Annotated in this window: 22 protein-coding genes; 16 read left to right on the top strand and 6 right to left on the bottom strand. The window is 69.9% G+C overall.

Annotation, left to right across the window (positions count from 1 at the left end; translation table 11 throughout):
• Positions 1-20: 20 nt before the first annotated feature.
• On the top strand, positions 21-2,543 hold the full coding sequence (locus C8E87_RS25435) for a DNA gyrase/topoisomerase IV subunit A (protein ID WP_133875413.1): 2,523 nt from the start codon (positions 21-23) through the stop codon (positions 2,541-2,543).
• A 164-nt stretch (positions 2,544-2,707) separates the two neighbouring features.
• Here the strand turns inward: C8E87_RS25435 and C8E87_RS25440 are convergent, their stop codons facing one another.
• Both C8E87_RS25440 and C8E87_RS25445 read right to left on the bottom strand, forming a co-directional pair.
• Positions 2,708-3,070, bottom strand: coding sequence for a DUF2203 domain-containing protein (locus C8E87_RS25440; RefSeq protein ID WP_133875414.1), 363 nt, complete (start codon positions 3,068-3,070; stop codon positions 2,708-2,710).
• A gap of 342 nt (positions 3,071-3,412) precedes the next feature.
• Entirely contained in the window at positions 3,413-3,691 is a 279-nt protein-coding gene (locus tag C8E87_RS25445; RefSeq protein WP_133875415.1) for a TM2 domain-containing protein, read from the bottom strand.
• 206 nt (positions 3,692-3,897) lie between these two features.
• Between C8E87_RS25445 and C8E87_RS25450 the strand changes: the two genes are divergently transcribed.
• The 8 genes from C8E87_RS25450 to C8E87_RS25485 all read left to right on the top strand — a co-directional run bounded on the left by C8E87_RS25450 (position 3,898) and on the right by C8E87_RS25485 (position 13,426).
• A complete protein-coding gene (locus C8E87_RS25450) occupies positions 3,898-4,758 on the top strand; it encodes an NAD-dependent protein deacetylase (protein WP_203720522.1) in 861 nt (286 codons plus the stop codon).
• A gap of 166 nt (positions 4,759-4,924) precedes the next feature.
• Positions 4,925-5,926 carry a LacI family DNA-binding transcriptional regulator gene (locus C8E87_RS25455; RefSeq protein WP_133875416.1) on the top strand — a complete coding sequence of 334 codons (1,002 nt, stop codon included), beginning with the start codon at positions 4,925-4,927 and terminating at the stop codon, positions 5,924-5,926.
• A 91-nt stretch (positions 5,927-6,017) separates the two neighbouring features.
• Complete coding sequence (locus C8E87_RS25460; RefSeq protein WP_133875417.1) at positions 6,018-7,706, top strand: ABC transporter substrate-binding protein; 1,689 nt, start codon at positions 6,018-6,020, stop codon at positions 7,704-7,706.
• Between the two features lie 74 nt (positions 7,707-7,780).
• Positions 7,781-8,845, top strand: coding sequence for an ABC transporter ATP-binding protein (locus C8E87_RS25465; RefSeq protein WP_133875418.1), 1,065 nt, complete (start codon positions 7,781-7,783; stop codon positions 8,843-8,845).
• Positions 8,842-9,822: an ABC transporter permease gene (locus tag C8E87_RS25470; protein WP_133875419.1), complete on the top strand. Its 981-nt coding sequence runs from the start codon at positions 8,842-8,844 to the stop codon at positions 9,820-9,822. The genes C8E87_RS25465 and C8E87_RS25470 overlap by 4 nt, the downstream gene beginning before the upstream one ends.
• Positions 9,823-9,825: 3 nt before the next feature.
• Positions 9,826-10,899, top strand: a complete 1,074-nt coding sequence (locus C8E87_RS25475) for an ABC transporter permease (protein WP_203720521.1) — start codon at positions 9,826-9,828, stop codon at positions 10,897-10,899.
• Positions 10,900-10,962: 63 nt separating this feature from the next.
• Complete coding sequence (locus C8E87_RS25480; RefSeq protein WP_133875420.1) at positions 10,963-11,967, top strand: ABC transporter ATP-binding protein; 1,005 nt, start codon at positions 10,963-10,965, stop codon at positions 11,965-11,967.
• Positions 11,968-12,031: 64 nt separating this feature from the next.
• Positions 12,032-13,426 (top strand): GH1 family beta-glucosidase, encoded by a 1,395-nt coding sequence (locus C8E87_RS25485; RefSeq protein ID WP_133875421.1) that lies wholly within the window; start codon positions 12,032-12,034, stop codon positions 13,424-13,426.
• Positions 13,427-13,478: 52 nt separating this feature from the next.
• Here the strand turns inward: C8E87_RS25485 and C8E87_RS25490 are convergent, their stop codons facing one another.
• Positions 13,479-14,678: an ROK family protein gene (locus C8E87_RS25490; RefSeq protein ID WP_239080019.1), complete on the bottom strand. Its 1,200-nt coding sequence runs from the start codon at positions 14,676-14,678 to the stop codon at positions 13,479-13,481.
• A gap of 131 nt (positions 14,679-14,809) precedes the next feature.
• Between C8E87_RS25490 and C8E87_RS25495 the strand changes: the two genes are divergently transcribed.
• A complete protein-coding gene (locus C8E87_RS25495) occupies positions 14,810-15,640 on the top strand; it encodes a class I SAM-dependent methyltransferase (RefSeq protein WP_133875423.1) in 831 nt (276 codons plus the stop codon).
• 56 nt (positions 15,641-15,696) lie between these two features.
• On the top strand, positions 15,697-15,912 hold the full coding sequence (locus C8E87_RS25500) for a hypothetical protein (protein ID WP_133875424.1): 216 nt from the start codon (positions 15,697-15,699) through the stop codon (positions 15,910-15,912).
• 113 nt (positions 15,913-16,025) lie between these two features.
• On the opposite strand, the gene C8E87_RS25505 is transcribed toward C8E87_RS25500, so the two are convergent.
• On the bottom strand, positions 16,026-16,751 hold the full coding sequence (locus C8E87_RS25505) for an EcsC family protein (RefSeq protein WP_133875425.1): 726 nt from the start codon (positions 16,749-16,751) through the stop codon (positions 16,026-16,028).
• 201 nt (positions 16,752-16,952) lie between these two features.
• Between C8E87_RS25505 and C8E87_RS25510 the strand changes: the two genes are divergently transcribed.
• The 4 genes from C8E87_RS25510 to C8E87_RS25530 all read left to right on the top strand — a co-directional run bounded on the left by C8E87_RS25510 (position 16,953) and on the right by C8E87_RS25530 (position 20,149).
• Positions 16,953-17,348, top strand: a complete 396-nt coding sequence (locus tag C8E87_RS25510; RefSeq protein WP_133875426.1) for a hypothetical protein — start codon at positions 16,953-16,955, stop codon at positions 17,346-17,348.
• A gap of 92 nt (positions 17,349-17,440) precedes the next feature.
• The gene (locus C8E87_RS25515; RefSeq protein WP_133875427.1) at positions 17,441-18,166 is read left to right on the top strand and encodes a hypothetical protein; all 726 of its coding nucleotides are present in this window, start codon (positions 17,441-17,443) and stop codon (positions 18,164-18,166) included.
• 67 nt (positions 18,167-18,233) lie between these two features.
• Positions 18,234-19,313 carry an App1 family protein phosphatidate phosphatase gene (locus tag C8E87_RS25520; RefSeq protein ID WP_133875428.1) on the top strand — a complete coding sequence of 360 codons (1,080 nt, stop codon included), beginning with the start codon at positions 18,234-18,236 and terminating at the stop codon, positions 19,311-19,313.
• A gap of 173 nt (positions 19,314-19,486) precedes the next feature.
• Complete coding sequence (locus C8E87_RS25530) at positions 19,487-20,149, top strand: hypothetical protein (RefSeq protein ID WP_133875430.1); 663 nt, start codon at positions 19,487-19,489, stop codon at positions 20,147-20,149.
• A 46-nt stretch (positions 20,150-20,195) separates the two neighbouring features.
• Here the strand turns inward: C8E87_RS25530 and C8E87_RS25535 are convergent, their stop codons facing one another.
• Positions 20,196-21,740: a DEAD/DEAH box helicase gene (locus C8E87_RS25535; protein ID WP_133875431.1), complete on the bottom strand. Its 1,545-nt coding sequence runs from the start codon at positions 21,738-21,740 to the stop codon at positions 20,196-20,198.
• 298 nt (positions 21,741-22,038) lie between these two features.
• On the opposite strand from C8E87_RS25535, the gene C8E87_RS25540 reads away from it, so the two are divergent.
• Complete coding sequence (locus C8E87_RS25540) at positions 22,039-22,920, top strand: sigma-70 family RNA polymerase sigma factor (RefSeq protein ID WP_133875432.1); 882 nt, start codon at positions 22,039-22,041, stop codon at positions 22,918-22,920.
• Positions 22,921-22,987: 67 nt separating this feature from the next.
• Here the strand turns inward: C8E87_RS25540 and C8E87_RS25545 are convergent, their stop codons facing one another.
• Positions 22,988-23,503, bottom strand: a complete 516-nt coding sequence (locus tag C8E87_RS25545) for a hypothetical protein (protein ID WP_133875433.1) — start codon at positions 23,501-23,503, stop codon at positions 22,988-22,990.
• Between the last annotated feature and the right edge of the window lie 103 nt (positions 23,504-23,606).

A 23,606-nucleotide genomic window follows, 5' to 3' on the forward strand; every position in this document is an offset into this window, starting at 1 on the left:
GTACCGAAAGGAATTGGACCATGGCACGCCGGAAGAACGACATCAAACGGACCGACCTGTCGGCTTTCGACCAGGCCGGAGCGCGGGTACTGGACAACCCGTTGATCACCGAGGTCGAGGACTCGTACCTGGAGTACGCGTACTCGGTCATCCACTCCCGCGCACTGCCCGACGCGAGGGACGGCCTCAAGCCCGTGCACCGCCGCATCCTGTGGTCGATGTACGAGCAGAACCACCGGCCTGACCGGCCCTACGTGAAGTCCTCGCGCGTGGTCGGCGACTGTATGGGTCGCTACCACCCGCACGGTGACACGGCGATCTACGACGCGATGGTCCGGCTCGCACAGGACTTTTCGCTCAATGCCCCTCTTATCGACGGGCACGGCAATTTTGGATCTTTGGACGATGGACCGGCCGCGAGCCGCTACACCGAGGCCCGGATGTCGCGCGAGGCGATGCTGCTGGTCGGGGAGCTGGGCGAAGGCACTGTCGACTTCAAGGCCAACTACGACGGCTCCGAGGTGGAGCCCAAGGTGTTGCCGGCGGCGTTTCCGAACCTGCTGGTGAACGGGACGTCGGGCATCGCGGTCGGGATGGCGACGAACATGATTCCGCACAATCTCGGGGAGGTTGTGGCGGCGGCCCGGCATCTGATCATTGATCCGGAGGCGAGCCTGGACGATCTGATGCGGTTCGTGCCGGGGCCCGACCTGCCGACCGGTGGGCAGCTGCTGGGGCTCGACGAGGTGCGCCGGGCCTACGAGACGGGCCGGGGCGTGGTTCGCATGCGGGCGCGGGCTCAGACCGGGCCGCTCGAGGGCGGGCGCGGGCGGCAGGCGATCACCGTGACCGAGCTTCCGTACGGGGTGGGCACCGAGAAAATCATCGAGGCGATCACCGATGAGGTGAAGGGCAAGCTCATCGTGTCGGGGCCGAAGCGGGGGCAGCGTCAGGCGGCCCGGCTGCAGGGCATCGCCGACGTGAAGGACCTGACCGACCGCGAGCACGGCACGCGTCTCGTGATCGAGTGCAAGGTGGGCGTCAACCCGCAGGCGCTGCTGGCCGACCTCTACCGGCTGACCCCGCTGGAGACGTCGTTCGGCATCAACAACCTGGTGCTGGTCGACGGCCAGCCGCAGACGCTGGGGCTCAAGGCGCTGCTCGAGGTGTTCGTGCAGCACCGCTACGAGGTGGTGACCCGGCGCACCGAGTTCCGCCGCACCAAGCGGCAGGACCGTCTGCACCTGGTCGACGGCCTGCTCATCGCCCTGATCGACATCGATCGGGTGGTGGCGATCATCCGGGGCAGTGACGACGCGGCGGCGGCCAAGGCGGCGCTCATGCAGGAGTTCGGGCTCAGCGACATCCAGGCGACCTACATTCTGGACACGCCGTTGCGCCGGCTCACCCGCTTCGACCGCATCGAGCTAGAGACCGAGCAGGAACGGCTGCGGGGCGAGATCGCCGAGCTGAGCCGGATCCTGGACAACTTCGACGTGCTGCAGCAGCTGGTCAGTGAGGAACTGGCCGAGGTGGCGTCGGAGTTCGGCGGGCAGCGGCGCACCACGCTGATCGACGGTGACCTCAAAGAGGTGCTGGCCGCGTCGGCGCCGGCCGGGCCGCTCGAGGTGGCCGACGACCCGTGCCAGGTGATCCTGTCGGCGACCGGCCTGATCGCGCGCACGGCGGCCGAGAGCGAGGAGGCGACGGAGGCGCGGCGCCGTTCGGGCCGGGTCAAGCATGACGCCGTACGGGCGGTGGTGCACTCGACCGCACGCGGGCGCATCCTGCTGATCACCAACCGGGGTCGTGCGTTCAAGACCGATGTGCTGCCGTTGCCGGTGTTGCCCGAGCAGTCCGGCACGGTGTCGATCCGGGGCGGGATGTCGGCCTCCGAGCTGGTGCCGTTGGAGAAGGGGGAGCGGGTCGTCGGTCTGGCCCCGCTCACCGCGGCCGGTTCGCCCGGTCTGGCCATGGGCACCCGGCTGGGCGTGGTCAAGGTGTGTGCCCCCGAGTGGCCGGTGCGCTCCGACGAGTTCGAGGTGATCACGCTCAAGGACGGCGACGAGGTGCTGCAGGCCACGTGGCTTACCGACGGGGCCGAGTCGCTGGTGTTCGTCACGTCGGACGCGTCGCTGCTGCGGTTCCCGGCCAAGACTGTGCGGCCGCAGGGCCTCAAGGGTGGCGGCATGGCCGGGGTCAACCTGGCCGCCGACGCCGAGGTGGTGTCGTTCAACGCCGTGGTGACGGCCGACAACGACCACGGCGAGCCGATGGTCGTGACCTCGACGGGCACCCAGACCAAGGTGTCGCCGTTCGCGTCGTACCCGGCCAAGGGCAGGGCGACGGGTGGCGTACGGGCGCAGAGGTTCCTGAAGGGCGAAACGAGTCTGACGGTGGCCTGGGTGGGGCCGCGGCCGGTGGCGTCGAGCACCACAGGCGACCCGATCGAACTGCCCGAACCGGACGCGCGCCGGGACGGCTCGGGGGTGGCCGTGATGATGGCTCCCCAGCTGATCGGCCACCTGATCGAACGCGGCTGAGCCGCACGGGGATGCGCCGGGTCTGACGGTCGGCCCGGCGCGCCGCTTCGTGAGTCGCGCCGCTTCGTGAGCCGAGGTGATGTCGGGTCCGCCGCGGGCCGGGCGTCGTCGGTTCGGCGTGGGCGCGCCGCTGGTTCGGCGTGGGCGGGCTCGACATGCCCGGGTCAGGGCATCGGGCGGCGTCCGGCAAAGCCGAGGTCGGAGCGGTGATACCAGTTCAGTCCGTCTTCGCCCTCGAGCCAGCAGAGGTCGACGTCGACGCCGTCGATCTCGGACGGGAAGTCGACGAGCAGCGGCGCGAGGCTCTTGAGCACGGCCCCGGTCTGCTGCACCGCGGTCATCAGGTCGTCGAGCCGGGCGGTGGCGGCCTTCCACTCCGGCATCCCGCCCAGCGGCGTCGGCGGGCCGCCGGCCCCGATCACCGCCCCGAGTTCGGCCGCGTCGGCACGCAGCGCCACGATCTCTTCCAGCACAGGCCGTAGTCGTTGGAGTTCCTCGCGTGCCTCGCTCACCGTGAACAGCCCCATGTGCAGAGAGTGCCAGCTCCGCCGCCAAGATCCCACTCCTGCGGGATGGATTTTTCGGACTTGAACGAGGCCATGTCGACACGCCCGGCCACGGGTTCGTCGGGTAGGTCGACACGCCCGGCTACGGGGGCAGGACGCTGATCGACACGCCCGGTGACGGGTGCGTGGGGGCCCACGCCGAGGGCATCCGGTGCGTCCGTACGCGGTGCTCCGGGCGGGTTTCACTTCTTGAAAGACAGGGGGCGGCTCGGACTGCACGGATTGCTGGAGTTTGCGAAAGATGACCTGGGCGCCGGGGGACGAACTCAAATGTTTCCAGCCGGGCGGTGGAGGGGCTTGGTGTCAGCCGTGCCGGGGGTTGGCGGGTTCGATGATGCCGTGACGGGCCATCACGGCCGCGCGGCGTCGGTGGTTGACCGTCCGGACGCGGCGGCCGACGAAGAAGCCGTCGAGCAAGGTCCAGACCCCGAGGCCGCCGAGCGTGAACAGCATGGCGATCGAGCGGCCGGTGTCGCCCAGATAGAACCGGTGCCCGCCGATGATGCCGAGGACGGCCCAGAGGGCGTACGCGATTCGAGGGTCCTTGCTGATGGAGGCGAACTCGTCCTCGGCGCGCAGCACCCGGAGGCGCTCCCACTCGGGGAGCTGCGTGCGTCGGGGGTGCTGCGAAGTCTCGGGGAGCTGCGTGCGTCGGGGGTGCTGCGAAGACTCAGGACGCTGCGTGTGTTGGGGGAACTGCGAAGACTCGGGGAGCTGCGATGAGCGGCCTGGAGGCTCCGGCGGCGAGGTCACCGCTGCAACGATAGTCGGCGAGGGACTATAGGTAGGTGGATCTCCAGGTGGTGGAACAGGTCGCTCAGCTCACCGAGTGGGTCGGCGAGGGTGGTGTCGTCGTTCTCAGCGGCGCCGGACTGTCGACCGACTCGGGCATTCCGGACTATCGGGGTCCGAGCGGCTCGGCTCGGCGGAGCACGCCCATGACGTTTCAGGCGTTCACCCGGGATCCGGTCGCGCGGCGGCGGTATTGGGCCCGTTCTCACCTGGGCTGGCGCACGATCGGCGAGGCCCGTCCCAACGACGGTCACCGCGCGGTCGCCGAGCTGCAGCGCCGGGGTGTGATCGGCGGCATCGTCACGCAGAACGTCGACGGCCTGCATCAGGCGGCCGGCGCCGCCGAGGTGGTCGAGCTGCACGGCAACCTGGCCCGCATCACGTGCCTGGACTGCGGCGATCTGACCCCGCGCGAGCAGCTGGCGGCCCGCCTCGACGCGGCCAACCCGAGGTTCACGGCCGCGGCGGTGGCGATCAACGCCGACGGTGACGCCGAGCTCGACGACACCGACCTGGACGGGTTCACGGTCGTCGACTGCGAGGGTTGTGGCGGCATGCTCAAGCCGGACGTGGTCTATTTCGGCGAGACGGTGCCGCCGGCCCGGGTCGCGCGCAGCTTCGAGTTGGTCTGCGGGGCCCGTACGCTGCTGGTTCTCGGGTCGTCGCTGACGGTGATGTCGGGTCGGCGTTTTGTGTTGCGCGCGGTCAAGGAGGGCATCCGGGTCGCCATCGTCAATCGGGGTGTCACCCGCGGCGAACCGTACGCAGGGCTCACCGTCGATGCCCCATTGGGCATTGTTCTGCCGAACATCGTCGATGCCTTGGCGACCGTTTCGCCCGTAAACGCGGGCGTTTGAGGGCCCGTTAACGAGCCAGGCCCCCGCGAGTTATGGGACTGAAACCTAAATAATCAAATGGCCCCGTTGACGTGACGGGCCTCACTGGCGTTAACTGCCGAAACCGCTTCCGAAACCGGTTCCGAAATCCGGGCGCAACGCGGCGGTGACACGTCAGGAGGGTCCAGTGCCAATCACCATCGCCGATGTGGCGGCGCGGGCCAAGGTCAGCAAGACGACCGTGTCCCGGGTGCTCAACGGCAAGGGTGAGCTGGACGAATCGACCGCCGCCCGGGTCCGTGCCGTGATCGACGAGCTGGGTTACGTCCCGAGTTCGCGCGCCGTCGGGCTGGCCCGCGGGCGCACCCGGGTGGTCGGCATGCTGGTGCCCTCGCTCACCTGGCCGTGGATCGGCGAGGTGCTGCAGGGCGCGGTCGACGTGCTCGAGACCGAGCGCTACGGCCTGCTGCTGTTCACCTGCAACCGCGGCGAGGAGTCGATGCGCCAGTTCGGGGCGCAGGTGTCCGCCAAGTCGTTCGACGGCCTGCTGGTCATCGAGCCCGAGGGCACCCTCGACTACATCGCCACCCTGCACCGCCGTGGCCTGCCGGTGGTGCTGATCGACGACCGTGACCAGACCACCGGCGAGGTCCCGAGCGTCGGCACGACCAACCACGACGGCGCCGGCTCGGCCGCGCGGCATCTGCTCGAGATCGGGCGTACGAGGCCGCTGGTGATCGCCGGTCCGGATCAGTTCGGCTGCACGCGGCAGCGCCTGGCCGGGTTCGCCTCGGTGTTCGCCGAGGCGGGACATCCGATCACCGCCGACCGGGTGCGCCCGGGCTATTTCATGGTCACTCACGGGGCCGCCGCCGTGCAGGCAGCGCTGGAGTCGGGCGTGGAGTTCGACGCGGTGTTCGCCCACAACGACCTCTCCGCCATCGGCGCGATGCGGGCTCTGCTCGACGCCGGCCGCCGCATCCCGCAGGACGTGGCGGTGGTGGGGTTCGACGACATACCGACCGCGGCGCACACCCAGCCGCCGCTGACGACCGTGCATCAACCCCTGCGCGAGATGGGCGAGGCGGCGGCGCGCACGCTGCTCGCCCACTTCGAGGGCACACCCCTGCCCAACCGTCCCACCGTGATTCCCGCCTCCCTCACCGTCCGATCTTCCACAGTGGCCTGATTTCGCACCGTACGGGTGCCGGTGCTCCTGCCGGCGCCTCGATAGCGCACGCCCCCCTCACCCCGATTCCGTCGCATTCGAGGAGTTTGTGATGCAGAGAAGGAAACTGTTCGCGTACGCCCTGGCGGGTGTTCTCGCCACGGGCGGACTGGCCGCGTGCGGCGACTCGCCGAACGCCAACAACGCCAACAACGCGAACAAGTCGTCGGTCGACTTCCTCAAGATCGGCATGCCGAACGGCACGCAGACCGAGAACCACAACCCGTTCGCCGGCACCTCCTCGGCGAACGCGCTCGGGTACAAGTGGATGATCTACGAGCCCCTGACCCAGTGGAACCCGGTGCGCCCCGCCGAGCCGGCGATCCCGTGGCTGGCCAGCGGCGTCAAGTGGGCCGACGACTACAAGTCGGCCGAGGTCACGGTGCGCGACAACGCCTCCTGGTCGGACGGTCAGAAGCTGACCGCCGAGGACGTGGCGTACACGTTCAACCTGATCAAGAGCAACGAGGCGCTGAACCAGAACGCGATCCCGTTCGACCAGATCACGGTGGCCGGCAACGTCGTCAAGATGACGTTCAAGACCCCGCAGTTCGTCAACCAGAACAAGATCATGGCGAGCACCCCGATCGTGCCCAAGCACGTCTGGGAGAAGATCTCGGACCCGGCGACCGACGTCAACAAGAACCCGATCGGCAGCGGCCCGTACACGCTGAAGTCCTTCACCCAGGCCGGCGTCACGCTGTCGGTGCGCACCGATGGTTACTGGCAGGACCTGCCGCAGGTCAAGGAGCTGCGGTACGTCTCCTACGCCGACAACAACGCCCAGGGCACCGCGCTGGCCAACGGCGACTCGGAGTGGTCGTTCGTCTTCCTGCCCAACCCGAAGGCGACCTTCATCGACAAGGACCCGGAGCACCACAAGGTGTGGGCGCCCGGCGTGCTCGGCATCCACGGCCTCTACATCAACACCACGATCAAGCCGTTCGACGACGTCAAGCTGCGTCAGGCCATGAACATGGTGATCAACCGGACCGACATCTTCACCCAGGCCGAGGCCTCGTACTTCCACCCGGAGATCAAGAGCGTGACCGGCCTGCCGCCGGGCGCCGGTGACGCGTTCATCGCTCCGGAGTACAAGGGCAAGGAGTTCTCCAACGACGTCGAGGGCGCCAAGGCGCTGCTGGCGAGCGCGGGCTACAAGCTGAACGGCAAGGTGCTCAGCGACCCGTCCGGCAAGCCTGTGAAGATCAAGCTCAGCGACCCCGCGCCGTGGTCGGACTACCAGACCTCGCTCGAGATCATCAAGAGCAACTTCGCCGAGATCGGCATCGAGGCGACGGTCGAGAAGCCCAACCAGGACGTCTGGGACAAGAACGTGCAGACGGGCGCCTTCGAGGGCACGATGCGGTGGACCAACGGCGGTGCGACGCCGTACGACATCTACCAGACCGTCATGGACGGTGACCTGCTCAAGCCGATCGGCACCGCCGCTCAGCAGGGCAACTTCGGCCGCTTCAAGAGCCCGGAGGCGACCGCCGCGCTGACCGCGTACAAGAACGCGACCAGCGACGAGGCCCGCACCAAGGCGATGAACGCGATCCAGAAGGTCTTCGTCGAGCAGGCCCCGATGTTCCCGGTCGGCGCCGACAACGTGGGCGCGGCCTACAGCGACAAGAACTGGACCGGCTGGCCCACCGACGCCGACCCGTACTCGGGCGCGCAGCCGACCCAGCCGTACGTGTCGCTCATCATCAGCAAGCTCCGCCCCGCCGGCTCCTGATCGCCGACGCCGCTCCCCGTGCCGCGAGGTGCGGGGAGCGGCGTTCCACCACCCCCGCAAAGGAAGCAACGCCCATGACGTCTCTTCAGGACGCCAAGGCGCGGACCGGCGAGGTGGTGCTTGAGGCGATCGGCCTGACCAAGCACTTCCCCGTCCGCCGGCGACTGCGCCAGTTCTTCACCCGGGAGCAGAACGCGGTCCACGCCGTCGACGACGTGAACCTCACCCTGCGCCGCGGCCGGGTGGTCGCCCTGGTCGGCGAGTCCGGCTCGGGCAAGTCCACCGTGGCCCGCCTGCTGGCCCAGCTCTATCCGCGCACCGCCGGCGACATCCGCCTGCACGGCGAGACGACGAAGGTCAAGGGCGGCAGCGCCTTCCGGGCGTACGCGGCCCGGGTTCAGATGATCTTTCAGGATCCGTTCGCCTCGCTGAACCCGGTGCACACGATCCGCTATCACCTCACCCGGTCGCTGAAGATCCACCACAACGCGGGCAAGTCCGCCGAGGACCTCGAGAACGCGCTGCGCGACCTGCTCACCCGGGTCAGCCTGACGCCGCCCGAGCGGTACCTCGACAAGTTCCCGCACGAGCTCTCCGGCGGTCAGCGTCAGCGGGTCGCGATCGCCCGCGCGCTCGGCGCCAACCCGGAGGCGCTGCTCGCCGACGAGCCCGTCTCCATGCTCGACGTGTCGATCCGCCTCGGCGTGCTCAACCTGCTGCGCGACCTCAAGGAACGCTTCAACCTGGCGATCCTCTACATCACCCACGACATCGCGTCGGCGCGCTACTTCGCCGACGAGACAATGGTGATGTACGCGGGCCGGATGGTCGAGGGCGGCGACAGCGAGACCGTGACGCAGACGCCTGCCCACCCGTACACCCGGCTGCTGATCGACTCCGCGCCCGACCCGGACCGGCTGGCCGGCGACGTGAACCCGCTGGACGAGGACAGGGGCAACGGCGAGCCGCCGAGCCTGATCCGCCCGCCGTCCGGCTGCCGGTTCCACCCGCGCTGCCCGGCCGCGATGGCCCGCTGCGAGACCGACCTGCCCGTACGGATCGAGATCGGCGATGCCCCCGGCCACTGGGCCGCGTGCTGGCTGTACGACGAAGCGACCGTGAAAGAGGCCGCGCAATGAAGTACTTCCTGCAACGCATCGCGTTCTACCTGTTCACGGCGTGGGCCGCGATCACGCTGAACTTCTTCATCCCGCGGCTGGTGCCCGGCGACCCGGTGCAGTCGCTGATCGCGAAGTTCCGCGGGCAGCTGAGCACCGAGGCCATCAACTCGCTGTACGTGCTGTTCGGCCTGGACGACGACAAGGGCCTGTGGCAGCAGTACCTCGACTACTGGGGTCAGCTGTTCCGGGGCGACCTGGGCCTGTCCTTCACGTTCTTCCCGACGCCGGTGTCGGACATCATCCGCGACGCTCTCCCGTGGACGGTGCTGCTCGTCGGCATCACCACGGTGATCAGCTTCCTGATCGGCACCAGCCTGGGTGTGCTGGCCGGCTGGCGGCGTGGCTCGTGGACCGACGGCCTGCTGCCGGTCACCACGTTCTTCTCGTCGGTGCCCTACTTCTGGCTCGGCATCATCGCGATCTACCTGCTGACCGGCCCGGACAGCTTCTTCCCGTCGTCCGGCGGCTTCGACTCGTGGCTCGAGCCGGCCTGGGACCAGTACTTCATCCCGAGCGCCGTGCAGCACAGCCTGCTGCCCGCGCTGACCATCCTGATCTCGTCGGTCAGCGGCTGGATCCTGAGCATGCGCAACATGATGGTGACCGTCTCGTCCGAGGACTACATCACCGTCGCGCACGCCAAGGGCCTCTCCGAGCGCCGGGTCGCGGTGAGCTACGCCGCCCGCAACGCGTTGCTGCCCAACATCTCCGGCTTCGCGCTGTCGCTGGGCTTCATCGTCGGCGGCACCCTGCTGGTCGAGATCGTCTTCTCGTACCCGGGGGTCGGGTTCATCCTGCTGCAGGCGCTGGGGGCCAAGGACTACCCGCTGATGCAGGGCATCTTCCTGGTCATCACGATCTCGGTGCTGGTCGCCAACCTGCTGGCCGACCTGGCCTACCTGCTCCTCGACCCGCGTACCCGCAAGGAGGGCTGAGCGTTGTCGATCCCCACCTCGAGCACCGCGCAGGTCATCCCCGTACAGGGGGCGATGGCCGCGCCGGAGACCGCCAAGCCGGGCAAGGCCAAGCGGCAGCGGTTCCTCTTCCTCAAGAACAAGAAAGCCGCGTTCGGCCTGATCATCCTCGGTCTGTACGTGCTGTTCGCGATCATCGGGCCGTGGATCACCCCGTACGACCCGGACGCGCGCAGCAACGACCTGATCCAGCCGCCGTCGGCCGACCACTGGTTCGGCACCACCCACCTCGGCCAGGACGTGTTCAGTCAGGTGCTCGACGGCACCCGCCCGGTGGTGTTCGTCGGCTTCCTGGCCGGCGCCATCGCCACCGTCCTCAGCGTGATCATCGGCATCACGGCCGGCTATCTCGGCGGCAAGGCCGACGACACCCTGTCGGCGCTCTCCAACGTGTTCCTGGTGATCCCGGCCATCCCGCTGATGATCATCATCACCTCGATCCTGGAGAGCACCAGCAACCTGCTGATCGCGCTGATCATCGGGCTCACCTCGTGGTCGTGGAACGCCCGGGTGCTGCGCGCGCAGACGCTCTCGCTGCGCCGGCGCGACTACATCGAGGCGGCCCGTGCCACCGGCGAGAAGACCTGGCGCGTCATCGGCTTCGAGCTGCTGCCCAACCTCACCGCGGTGATCGCCTCCGGGTTCATCGGCACTGTCATCTTCGCCGTGCTCTCGCTGATCACGCTGGCCTTCATCGGCATCGTCTCGGCGGCCGGCTGGAACTGGGGCACGATCCTGTTCTGGGCGCAGGGCCAGCAGGCGCTCGCCCAGGGCGCGTGGTGGTGGTTCGTGCCGGCCGGCCTGGCCATCGCGTTCCTCGGCACGGCCCTGTCACTGATCAACTTCGCGATCGACGAGTTCGTCAGCCCGCGTCTGCGCAGCGCCGGCAAGACCAAGCTCAAGACGGCCTCCGGCGGCACCGTACGGATGCGGATCGGCTTCACGCCCGTGCTGTCGAACTCGCCCGAGCCGCACACCCGAGCACAGATACATCCCGAAGCCATGACCCCGGTGGCCCGAGAGGCGGCTGGGTCATGAGCGACTGCACCGGAGTGAGCGAAGCGGTCGTAGGGCCAGGAAGGCATGACATGGAGGCTCGGCATGGAACCCGTTCTTGAGATTCGCAACCTCAACGTCGAGTACGGCCTGGGCGACAAGGCCGTGCGCGCGGTCCGCGACGTCAACCTGACCCTGCACCGCGGCGAGGTGCTGGGACTGGCCGGCGAGAGCGGCTCCGGCAAGTCGACCCTGGCGTACGGGCTGACCCGGCTGCTGGCTCCGCCGGGTGTGATCACCGGGGGAGAGGTCATCTACCACCCCGAGAAGAGCGAGCCGTACGACGTCCTCGGGCTCTCCGACAAGGCGTTGCGCGCGTTCCGGTGGGCCGAGACGGCGATCGTGTTCCAGGGCGCGATGAACTCGCTCAACCCCGTGCACAAGATCTCGACCCAGCTGACCGACGTGCTCCAGGCACACGACCCCAAGATGAGCGAGCACAGCCGCAACGCCCGGGCCCGCGAGATGCTCAAGCTCGTCGGCATCTCGCCCGACCGGATGGACGCGTACCCGCACCAGCTCTCCGGCGGCATGCGGCAACGAGTCATGATCGGCATGGCGCTGATCCTGCAGCCGCAGGTCGTCATCATGGACGAGCCGACCACCGCGCTCGACGTGGTCATGCAGCGGCAGATCCTGGGCCAGCTGATCGAGCTGCGCGAACGCCTCGGCTTCTCGGTCATCTTCATCACGCACGACCTGTCGCTGCTGGTCGAGTTCTCCAACCGGATCGCGATCATGTACGGCGGCCGGATCGTCGAGGAGGCCCCAGCGGCCACGATCTACCGCGACGCCCTGCACCCGTACTCGAAAGGTCTGCTCGGCTCGTTCCCCGCCCTGCGCGGGCCCCGCCGCGAGCTGGCCGGCATCCCCGGGTCGCCGCCCGACCTGGCCGGCATGCCCACCGGCTGTTCGTTCCACCCCCGCTGTCCCAAGGCGTTCGAGCCGTGCTCCACGCACATCCCGGTGCTCGGCCGCCCGGACAGCCCGGACGGAGCCGCACGTTCCGTCGCGTGCTGGCTGCATCCCACGGAGCAACCCGTCGGATGAAGAACGGGGGCCGGTCCGCATCCTTCGCGCGGGCCGGCCCCTCCCTTATCGTCACTGGAGCAGCATGAACCCCACCACGACAACCGCCCGGACCCCGCTCGCCACCGGTCTGCCGCCCACCTTCCTGTGGGGCGTGGCGACGGCGTCGTACCAGATCGAGGGCGCGGTCGCCGAGGACGGGCGCACACCGTCCATCTGGGACACCTTCTCGCGGGTGCCCGGCGCCGTGGCCAACGCCGACAACGGCGACGTGGCCTGCGACCACTACCACCGCATGCCGCAGGACGTGGCGCTGATGAAAAGCCTCGGCGTCGACAGCTACCGGTTCTCGGTGGCCTGGCCGCGGGTGCAGCCGGGCGGCCGCGGGCCGGTCAACCCGGCCGGAATCGGCTTCTACGACCGGCTGGTCGACGAGCTCCTCGGCAACGGCATCGCCCCCTGGGTCACGCTCTATCACTGGGACCTGCCGCAGGAGCTCGAGGACGCCGGCGGCTGGCCGAACCGGGACACCGCGTACCGGTTCGCCGACTACGCCGAGCTCGTCCTCTCGGCTCTCGGCGACCGCGTCGACACGTTCACGACGCTCAACGAGCCGTGGTGCTCCGCCTGGCTGGGCTACAACACCGGCGTGCACGCCCCGGGCCGCCGCGACTTCGACGCCTCGCTGGCCGCGACCCACCACCTGCTGCTCGGCCACGGACTGGCCACGCAGCGGATGCGCGCCGCCGAGACCCGTCCGCACACCTACGGGATCACGCTCAACATGGGCACGGCCGACCCGGCGGCCGACACCGAGGCCGACCGGGACGCGGCTCGTCGCGCCGACGGCATGGGGCTGCGGCTCTACCTCGACCCCCTGCACCGCGGTGAGTACCCGGCCGACGTGGTCGCGGACCTGGCCGCCCGAGGCTCGGCGATGCCCGTCCAGGACGGTGACCTCGAGATCATCTCGACCCCGTTCGACGTGCTCGGCATCAACTTCTACTTCGGACAGAACTTCGCCGGCACCGACGAGCAGGGCAACCGCCACGGCTCCGACGGCGAGCCGGTGGTGCGCGCCGTTTTCCCGGACACCCCCCGTACGGCGATGGACTGGCCGATCACCCCCGAGCGCTTCACCCAGCTCCTGGTGCGCCTGCACCGCGACTACCCGGGGCTGCCGCTGGTGATCACCGAGAACGGCGCCGCGTTCGACGACCAGCCGGACGAGACGGGCTACGTCGCGGACGACGACCGTACGGAATATCTCGCCTCGCACATCGCCGCGGTGGTGGCCGCTCGCGAGCAGGGCGCGGACGTGCGTGGTTACTTCGCGTGGTCGCTGCTCGACAACTTCGAGTGGGCCTACGGATACGACAAGCGGTTCGGCATCGTGCACGTCGACTACCGGAGCCAGGTGCGTACGCCGAAGCAGAGCGCTCTCTGGTTCCGCGACTCGATCGCCGCGCTGCGTTCCTGAAGGGCGCCGTGACCGGGCCTGTCGTCGGCGGCGGGCCCGGTCAGGTTCTTTGCTACCGGCGGGCCGGACGGCGCTGCCGTGGGGTGAAGGCGAGCACCGGCTCGGTTGTGCCGGGCAGTCCACCCTCGGCAAGCAACTGCGCGATCGGCAGCGTGGCCGCACCCATAGCGACGGCGTCGGTGCCCAGTTCACACAGGGTGATGCTCGTTTGCGCGTACGGGCGGCGCAGCGCGTGCCGGGCGGCAGCCTCCCGGATCTCGGGCAGGAACCGCGCCCCGAACACCGATCCCGTGTCGCCGCCGAGCACGATCCGCTCCGGGCTGAACAGATTGATCAGGTCGGCCAGCCCCGCGCCCAGATACCCCGCCGTCTGCTCGAACACCCTTCGCACCGGCTCGGGCATCGCCTCCAGCTCCAGACAGCGGTGCACAAGCGTTTCCCCGTACGCCTCCCCGGTCGCGGCCGCCAGACGACGCCCGATCCGTTCGGCGCCGATGTACGCCTCCAGGCAGCCCCGTGCCCCGCACCGGCACTCGTCCCCGTCGTAGATCAGGGTCGTGTGCCCCCACTCGCCGGCGTTGCTGTTGGCCCCGCGGTAGTAGCTGCGCCCGTCCATCACCACGGCCGCGCCCACCCCCGTACCGATCATGACAATGACCGCGTGCCGGGCGCCGCGGCCCGCGCCGAACCACATCTCGGCCTGCCCGTGCGTCTTCGCGCCGTTCTCCACGAAGATCGGCACCTCGGTTCCGGCCCGCAGCATCTCGCGCAGCGGAACCGAGTCCCACCCCGTGGACTGCGAGTCGACCACGCCGTCCCGATCGACCACGCCGGGCACGCCGACGCCGAACCCCAGCACGTCGGCCGGGGCGACGCCGGCCTGCCCGATCACCTCGCGCAACCCGGTCAGCACCCGTCCCGCGACCTGCTCGGGCTGGTCGTCGTGCTCCAGGGTCACCGCCGCCAGGCGGGACATGTGCAGGTCGTACAGCTCGACGAGCACCCGCGTCTCACCCACGTCGGCGCCCACCACGTACCGGAAAGAGGGTCTGACCCGCAGCAGCACGCGCGGACGGCCCCCGTCGGAGCCGACCAGCCCGGCCTCCTCGACCAGCCCCTCCTCGATCATCTCGCCGATCAGATTGCTGACGCTGGCCTGGCTGAGCGCGGTGCTCGCGGCGAGCTGCTGCCGGCTCTGCAGGCCGCCGTGGAAGAGGTCGGTGAGCAGGCTGGACCGGTTCGCCCTGCGCACGTCACGCACCGTCGTACGCCTGGTCTCCAACCCCGCACCTCACTCCGCAGAAGTCCTTCGCTGTGCCATCCAACAGCAGCAGGCCGGAAAATCGTAAGCCGACGGTATTGGCGGCGGCATATCGTGCCCGAGTGACCGACTATCGCGACCTGAATCGCGCCAACTGGGACGACCGCGCGGCCGCCCACGCCGCGTCTGAAGGCTATGCCGTCGACCGTTTCGCCGCCGACCCGGAACACCTCAGCGACGTCGTCCGGTTCGACCGGCCGCTGCTCGGCGACATCAGCGGCCTGCGCGGCGTCCACCTGCAATGCCACATCGGCACCGACACGGTCTCGCTCGCCCGCCTCGGCGCGACGATGACCGGCCTCGATTTCTCGCCCAAGTCGCTGGAACAGGCCCGGCGCGTCGCGGAATTGGCCGGGGTCGATGTGAATTTCGTGCAGTCGGATGTCTACGACGCGGTGGCCGCGGTCGGCGGCGGCTACGACCTCGTCTACACCGGAATCGGCGCGCTCTGCTGGCTGCCCGACGTCAAGCGCTGGGCCGCCACGGTCGCAGCGCTGCTCAAACCGGGTGGGCGCCTGTTCATCCGCGAGGGGCACCCGGTGCTGTGGGCCCTCGACTACGACCGCGACGACGACGTGATCGCGCTGGCGTACCCGTACTTCGAGATGCCCGAGGGTCTGGTCTTCGAGGAGGGCGGCACCTACGTCGAGACCCAGGTCGAGTTCGAGCACAACAAGACCGTGGAATGGAACCACGGCATCGGCGAGATCGTCACCGCCGTGCTGGAAGCGGGCCTGGCCGTCACCGGTCTCGTCGAGCACACGAGCGTGCCGTGGGAGGCACTCGAGAACGGCCGGATGCGCGACATCGGAAACGGCGAATGGCAGCTGGCCGACCGTCCCGAACGGTTGCCGCACACGTACACGCTGCAGGCGGTGAAGCGTCCCGTTTAGAGATCACACCGAAACGGGTATCTCCGCGGCCAATCCCCACGGCATAGGAGGCCCCGATGCGCGCAGGCTCGATCGGCGGGCTGATTCTCATCATCTGGCTCGTGCTGGGCGGGGTGGCCGCCTACGAGCGTGGCTACTTCTCCGACACCAGCGAAACAAGTTGTGCCGAGTTCGGCACGATCGCCGTCACCACCTTGGCCGGCCCACTCAACTGGATGGGCGTGAACCCCAAGATCACGTGTGACGTCGACGTCCCCGAACCCAGCAAGTAACCCGCAGTGTCCCGGCGGCGCCGGCACCCGCCCGGCGCCGCCGCCCCGCACCCGCGCACCCCACCGGTCCTTGAGCTCGGGCGCCGCAGCGGCGTCGGTTGAGGTGCGGCCGGTCAGATGTGGGCCGGGAAGTTGGCCTTGGCGGCCCTGCCGACCAGGGCGGTGAGCGCGGCGTCGACGCCGGCCCCGACCAGGCCGCCCGCGATCGGGATGCCCTTGGCCAGGGTGAGGACCGAGCGGTGTGTTCCGTACTTGGCCAGCAGCATGAAACCCACCCGCGCGTTGATTTTGCGGATCACGGCTATCGGGATCGCCTTGATCGCCTGGGCGGTGAGCTTGGTTCCGATCTTGACGCCTACGCCGTGCAGGGCGCTGCCCAGTGTTCCGCCCGCTGTGGTGAGCGTGACGATGGTCTGCACGTGCGGGTCGGAGATGTCGTAGCCGCGCAGGTAGGCAACCGAACCGACGAGGCGGGCGTTGATCACCAGCGCGCCGGCGACGTTGGCCGGCACGGTGATCGGCATGGTCACGAAGCCGCCCAGGCCGGTGACGAAACCGTTGGTCGACGAGGCGGCCACCGACTCCTTGATCAGCCGGTCGATGACCCTTTCGATCGCCTCCTCGCTGACCTGGTGGCGCAGCGATTCGTCGTCGGCGTCGACGGCCGGGGCCCGCTCGTCGGGGCCGACTTTGCTCAGCCGGGCCTCGGCGTACGGGATCGAACCGGTGATCGGGCCGACGCCCTCCTCGGTGACCTTCACGACCAGGCCCTGGAAGAAGCGAACCATCGCGTTGGACGAGTCCCCGTCGTGCTCGACCACATCGGTGTCGTTGGCCATCGTTCCCCGTTCGCTCCTGCGGTTCCGTTGCGCCGACAGGCTTTCACCAGTGCCTGCCCGGGAACAACGGGACGAGGCCGCCCGGCGCCGAATTCTGGACGGTCGGGGGACCCGTACGAGGGAAATGTTCCGGAGATGCCGTAACTCGTATGAGCCGTGCGCGTTCCGGATGGAAACGGTAGGTTGGGTCGTGTGACGGCCGTGGCGCGAGTGCTCCCCAGGGACTGGGACGGGCCTCGCCTGCTGCGCTTCCTGACCGGGCTGGCCCTGCTCGCCCTGGCCTTCGCCGCGCACCTCGCTCCGGCCCAGCTCGAAACAGCCGGCCACACCTCACCGGCCGCCGCCACCGTAACCACGGCAGACCCAGCATCGGCCGCCGCTGCTGAGAGCGCCGCTGCTGAGAGCGCCGCCGTTGAGAGCGCCGCCGTTGAGAGCGCCGCCGTTGAGGCCTCCGTCGCTGAGAGCATCGCCGACCAGGCGCAGCCGGCCGGCTTCCCCCTGGAAGCGACCAGCGTCGTCGTGGTGCTGGTGACGATCGCGGTCCTGGTGGGTATTGCCGGGCGCGTCCGGGCCGTTCGCGGTCCCCCGCTCGCCTGACGCACCTCGAACAACAAGCACCGGCAGCCCAGCGCTGTCCCGTTTCGTGAGTGTCGTCGTCCGGGAGTACCGCGTCCGCATGTGAGGTTGCGATGGAAACCGTCCTGCAGAGCTTCTTCGCCTCCGTTCCCCAGGCCACCGCGCTGTGGCTGGCCATCCTGCTCGCCATCGCCGTGGCGGCCGTCTTCGTGGCTTTGCCGCGCAGCGCCCCGGCCGAGCCCCTGACCCCCGCCCAGCGCGACAGGTTGCGTTTCGCCGACGAGGTCGCTGTGGCGGCCGAACGCGCCGCGGCCACCGCCGCCCGTCTGCGGGCCGAGTGGGCCACAGCACAGGAAGAGGTCGATGCCGCCTGGCTGGCTTTCGACGAGGCCGACCGGCACGCCCGGCTGACCACCCGGGCCGCCGCCTTTCCGCTGATGAGCCGCCGCCGCAAGCCGGGCGAGAACGCCGACCGGCAGCGCTACCTGCACCACACCGCGATCGCCGCCTGCCGTAACCGGGAGATCTCGATCGCTCAGCTCAACGACGTGCTGGCGCACCGCGGCTGGAATCCGCGGCTGCACCCGGTGGTGCAGGAGGGGCTGCTGCGCAACGCCGTCCGCGAGCACCGGCTGGCGCAGTACGAGCAGGCGCAGAAGAGGGAGCAGGCCGCCTGGCACGAGTCGGAACTGGCCGCCGAGGCGCTGCGCAGCCTGCGGGCCGAGGCCGCCGCGGCGATCGTGCGGGCCGCCGCGGCCGAGCAACCGGCCGGTGACGAATGGTTCGCCGACCAGTGGGCGACGGGTGAAATGCCGGGCGCCACCAAGGCGTACGCGTGATGCTCCTCTGTGGTCCGGACCGTTCGCCCGCGACTGACAGGTTAGGCAGGTACCGTAACCGGGCAGAATGACCGCCGACACCTTATGGGCAGGGGGCCAGAGCGTGGCATCAACTCCGGCGGGCGGGCATCCGCCTGTAGTCCGGATGCACCGGGCCGCGCGGGTGGAGGACGCCCTCCACGAGATCGTCGAGCGCCGGCTGCGCAATCGGGGCTGGCGACCGGTGATCACGGCCTACACGGGTTACGGCGCGCCGGGCTGGGCGCGCGTGATGGCCCGTGTGGTGCTCACCCGCGGCACGCAGAATCGCAAGACGCTGGAGAAGGTCCGCGGCTGGCGCAGCTTCACCAGTTCGCCGGTGAACAACGCGGTCGTGCGGATCCAGATCGGCGACAGCATCACCGAGACGAGGACCGACCGCAGCGGTTACGTCGACACCCGGGTGAAGGGCGACCTGGAACCGGGCTGGCGCAGCGCGCGCCTGTTCACCGAGGGCGCGGCCCCGGTCGAGGCGCCGATCCGCGTGGTCGACCCGGAAACCCGCTTCGGACTGATCAGCGACATCGACGACACCGTCATGGTGACCGCGCTGCCGCGGCCGCTGCTGGCCGCGTGGAACACGTTCGTGCTCGACGAGCACGCGCGCATGGCGGTGCCGGGCATGGCCGTCCTCTACGAGCGGCTGATCACGGCGAACGCGGGCGCCCCGGTGTTCTACCTGTCGACCGGCGCGTGGAACGTGGCGCCCACGCTGACCCGTTTCCTGTCCCGGCATCTGTACCCGGCCGGCCCGCTGCTGCTCACCGACTGGGGGCCGACTCCCGACCGCTGGTTCCGCAGCGGCCAGGAGCACAAGCGCAACACGTTGCAGCGGCTGTCCCGGGAGTTCCCGAACATCCGCTGGCTGCTGATCGGCGACGACGGGCAGCACGACCAGGAGATCTATTCCGAGTTCGCGCACGCCCATCCGGACAACGTCGCCGCCGTCGCCATCCGCCGGTTGTCGCCCACCCAGTCGGTGCTGGCCGGCGCCATTCCCGGCCCCTCGGGCGAGGCGGAGGCGGTCGGCTCCGGCGGCAAGACGTGGTTCTCCGCTCCGGACGGGGCCGGTCTGTGGTCGCTACTCCGTGATACTGATGTCGTCTGAGTCCGCCTCGGCCGCCTCGGCGACCCGCTGGTGCAGCCGGTCACGAATCTCATCGGGGGTGTATTGCCGGCGTTTCCGCTCGGACCGCGCGACCACGACGCCCGTTGCCGCGACTCCCGCCAGACCGGCCAATCCCACTACCTTCCACCAACGCATCACTTGAGGATAGACACGTGGACGCCGCCATCAGCCTCGATGAGGCCATCGACCTGACCCGGACCGGGGACATCTGGCTCTTCCGTGGACGCACGGGCGCCGACCGGGCCATCCAGACGCTGACCAACAGCCCGGTCAACCACGTCGGCATGTCGATCGTCGTCGAGGACATGCCGCCGCTCATGTGGCACGCCGAGCTGGGCAAATCGCTGCCCGACCTGTGGTCCGGAACGTTCCAGCGCGGGGTCCAGCTGCACGATCTGCGCGACGCCGTGACCGTCTGGGCCCAGCGGTACGGGCAACGGGGCTGGCTGCGGCAGCTCGAGCCCGGCGTCGGCAAGGAGATGGAGGACAAGGCCCTCAAGACGGTGGCCCGGCTGGACGGCACGCCGTTCCCGTCGTCGGCCCAGCTGGCGTGGCGCTGGGTGCGTGGCCGGGTTCCGCAGGTGCGCCCCCGCTGGCGGCTCCGGGGCGGCAAGGGGCCGGCGTCCGAGGCGGCGCTCGAGACGGCCTACTGCGCCGAGGTGGTCGCGGTGACGTACGAGGACATGGGTCTGCTGCCCCGGGGCCGGCAGCCCAACTGGTACGACCCGGGCCGCTTCTGGAGCGGGGACGACCTCGACCTGTGCGACGGGTTCACCCTGTCCGACGAGATCGAAGTAGACCTTCCAGCGAGCTGAGCGAAAAGGGGGCCGGCGCTGAGCGGGCCCCCTTTCACATCAACGATCAGCGTCCGCTGCGACGACCGCCCACGCGGGTGCCGGCCGAGAAGGCCGCTGCCCCGCCGGTACGAGCCGGCGCGGCCCCACCGCGCGACTGGCTGGTGTGGACCGGCTTGGAACCCGAGCGTGCCTGACCGCCCTGGCCCGACGTTCGCGACTGCCCGGCGTGCCCCGCTGCCGAGGCGCCACCGGAGCCGCCACCCCGGCGTCCGCGCGGCGCCGCCTTCTGCTCGGGCACGACGGTGTCGCCGCGGCCACGACCGTCACCACGGCCACGACCGCCGCTACGTCCGCCGCCGGCGCCGCGGCCGCCGCCGGCCCGTCCCTGGCGTGTGCCGGAGCCGGCCTGCGCGGACGGCGCCGCGACGACCGCCGACGGCGCGACGAACGTGCGCTCACCGGGGGCCAGCTCGGCCAGCAGCGGGTCGCCGGGCCGGGTACGGCTCGTGGTCGGCTTCACCCCGGCCTTGCGGGTGAGGTCGCGCACCTCCGCCGTCTGGTCGTCGGTCATCAGCGTGATCACGGTGCCCTGGTTGCCGGCCCGGGCGGTGCGGCCCGAGCGGTGCAGGTACGCCTTGTGCTCGACCGGCGGGTCGGCGTGGATGACCAGCCCGACGTCGTCGACGTGGATGCCGCGGGCCGCGATGTCGGTCGCCACCAGCGTCCCGGCGCTGCCGTCGGAGAAGGCGGCCAGGTTGCGGTTGCGGGCGTTCTGGGCCAGGTTGCCGTGCAGTTCGACAGCGGGCACCCCGGCCGCGACCAGCTGCCGGGTCAGCACCTTGGCGCGGCGCTTGGTGCGGGTGAACACGACCGTACGGCCGGGCGCGGCGAGCAGGTCGACGAGCACCGGGAAACGGTCGTCACCGCGTACGTGCAGAACGTGGTGGGCCATCTCGATCGGCGCCTCGGTGGCCGAGTCGACCGAGTGGGTCACCGGCTTGTGCAGGAAGCGCTTGACCAGCACGTCGACGCCGTTGTCGAGGGTGGCCGAGAACAGCATGCGCTGGCCCTGGCGCGGCGTCTGCTCCATGAGCCGCCGCACGACCGGCAGGAAGCCCAGGTCGGCCATGTGGTCGGCCTCGTCGAGCACAGTGATCTCGACGGCGTCGAGCGAGGCGTGGCCGTTGCGCAGGTGGTCGTCGAGCCGGCCGGGGCAGGCCACGACCACGTCGACGCCCGCCTTCAGGCCCTTGATCTGCGGGTTGGCGCCGACCCCGCCGAACACGGTGATCGTGCGCAGGCCGAGCTTGGCGGCCAGGGGGGCCAGCGTCGCGTCGATCTGGGTGGCCAGTTCGCGGGTGGGCGCCAGGATCAGCGCGCGTGGGCGGCCGGGGCGGCGCGGCGTGCCGGAGGCGGCCAGGCGGGCCAGCACGGGCAGCACGAACGCGTACGTCTTGCCGGAGCCGGTGCGGCCCCGGCCGAGCACGTCACGACCGGCCAGCGAGTCGGGAAGCGTGGCGGCCTGGATGGGGAACGGGGTGGTGATGCCGAGCCCGGCGAGGGCCGTGGTGAGCACGGCGGGCACGCCGAAATCGGTGAACGTCGTCATGTAGCGGGAGCTCCTGAAGCCTAGAGAGGTCGTCCTGCCCGGCGCGATCTTTTGTCTCAGTCGCGGCGCGTGGGGGCCGATCCGAGGGACGGAAACATCGGGTCCGTCCGTGGCGGCCCGAGGCAAGACTGGGCGGGCCGCGTGATCAAGCATACCCGCGACCTCGAGCGAGGGCTGCCCGGCCGGGAAGCAACCGCTCTGCACCCGAACGGGACCCGTTTCGCACTTCAGCGGGATCACCTTTCTTCTCAGTGCCGGAAACCCCCCTTTCGGCCTGGTATGCAAGGAGACCCCCCACATGAGCGGTGCCACATTTGCTGCCGACCGCCGTCGCGTGGATCGCGGAGGCGAGGACCGCCGCCGCGAGAATCGTGTCGAGGACCACATGCCGCTCGTCGGGCATCTGGTCCGCGAGATGCTGGCGCGGGTCCCGGCTCACGTCAACCGGGACGATCTGCTGTCCGCCGGGTACGCCGCACTCGTGCACGCGGCCCGGGGCTACGACGAGAACCGTAATGTGCCGTTCGCCCGCTTCGCGGCGGCCCGCGTACGGGGTGCCCTGCTGGACGAGCTGCGCGGCCTCGACTGGGCCAGCCGGTCGGTGCGGCAGCGGGCCCGGCGCACCGACGGGGCCCGGCAGGAGCTGACCGCCGAGCTGGGCCGGGTGCCGACCGTCCGGGAGGTGGCCGAGCGGCTGGGGTGTTCGGTCGAGGACATCGAGCACGCGGACGACGACGTGCAGCGCGCGGTGGTGTTCAGCCTGCAGGGCTTCGCCACGGCGGGCGCCGACGACATGGTGACCGAACCCAGCGCCGGCCCCGAGGAGATGCTGATCATGCGGGAGCGGCTCGGCTACCTGCGGCACGCGATCGACGCGCTGCCCGAGCGGCTGCGCGCGGTCGTCCAGGGCTACTTTTTCGACGAGCGGCCGATGGCCCGCATCGCCGAGGACCTGGGCGTCACCGAGTCGCGGGTGTCACAGCTGCGGGCCGAGGCCCTGACCCTGCTCCGCGACGGCTTGAACGCCCACCTCGACCCCGCCCTCGCGGCGCAGAACCCGGTCAAGGAGGGCTGTGTGGCCCGGCGGCGCGCCGCCTACTACAGCCAGATCTCCGCCCGCGGAGACCTGCGGGCGCGGCTCGCCCTGACCGGCCCCGACGGCATGCCGATCGCAGCCTGACGAAACTTCACCAGTAGTGAAGGGCCCGCCGCGGTTCGCGGCGGGCCCTTGGTGCCTCGGACGGGGTTTACTGGTTGGCGCAGGTGCCGGCCTTCTTCTGGGCGGCGATCGCCTTGGCCGCGCCCTGCTTGTAGAGGGCCAGGCCCTCCTTGGCCGGTTCGAGCTTCCACGAGCCGTCCTCGTAGACCATGGTGTACGACTGCGCGGCCACGAGCTGCTTGGCGATGACGACGGCCCGGTCGGCGCCCTCCATGCGGGCGCTGGTGAGCTGGATCGCCAGGCCCTTGCGGGAGCAGGCCTGGTTCAGCTTCACGTAGTCGTCCTTGCTGATGGCCTGCTTGCCCGCGGCGGTGTACATGTCCCAGGCGCCGGCGAAGTCGCCCCCGGCGAAGCGGTCGAAGACCGTCTGGGCGGCCTGCTTGGCGCCCTCGATGTTCTTCACCTCGGGGCCGGCGGCGGCCGCCTGAGCCGCGCCGCCGGCCGGGGCCTCGTCGTCGCCCGAGCACGCGGAGGAGAAGGCGATGATGGCGGCCGCGGTGAGGGCGAGCGCGCCGAGGCGTCGGATCGGGTGGTTGTGGGTCATGCTCGGGTTAATGGGGATCGGCCGTCGTGGGTAACGGCGCGCCGTAAAGCATGACCGATAGACGACAATTTACCGGCGAGCCGTAACCCGTCATCGATGCGCT

The sequence above is a fragment of the Paractinoplanes brasiliensis genome (assembly GCF_004362215.1).
Taxonomy (GTDB): domain Bacteria; phylum Actinomycetota; class Actinomycetes; order Mycobacteriales; family Micromonosporaceae; genus Actinoplanes; species Actinoplanes brasiliensis.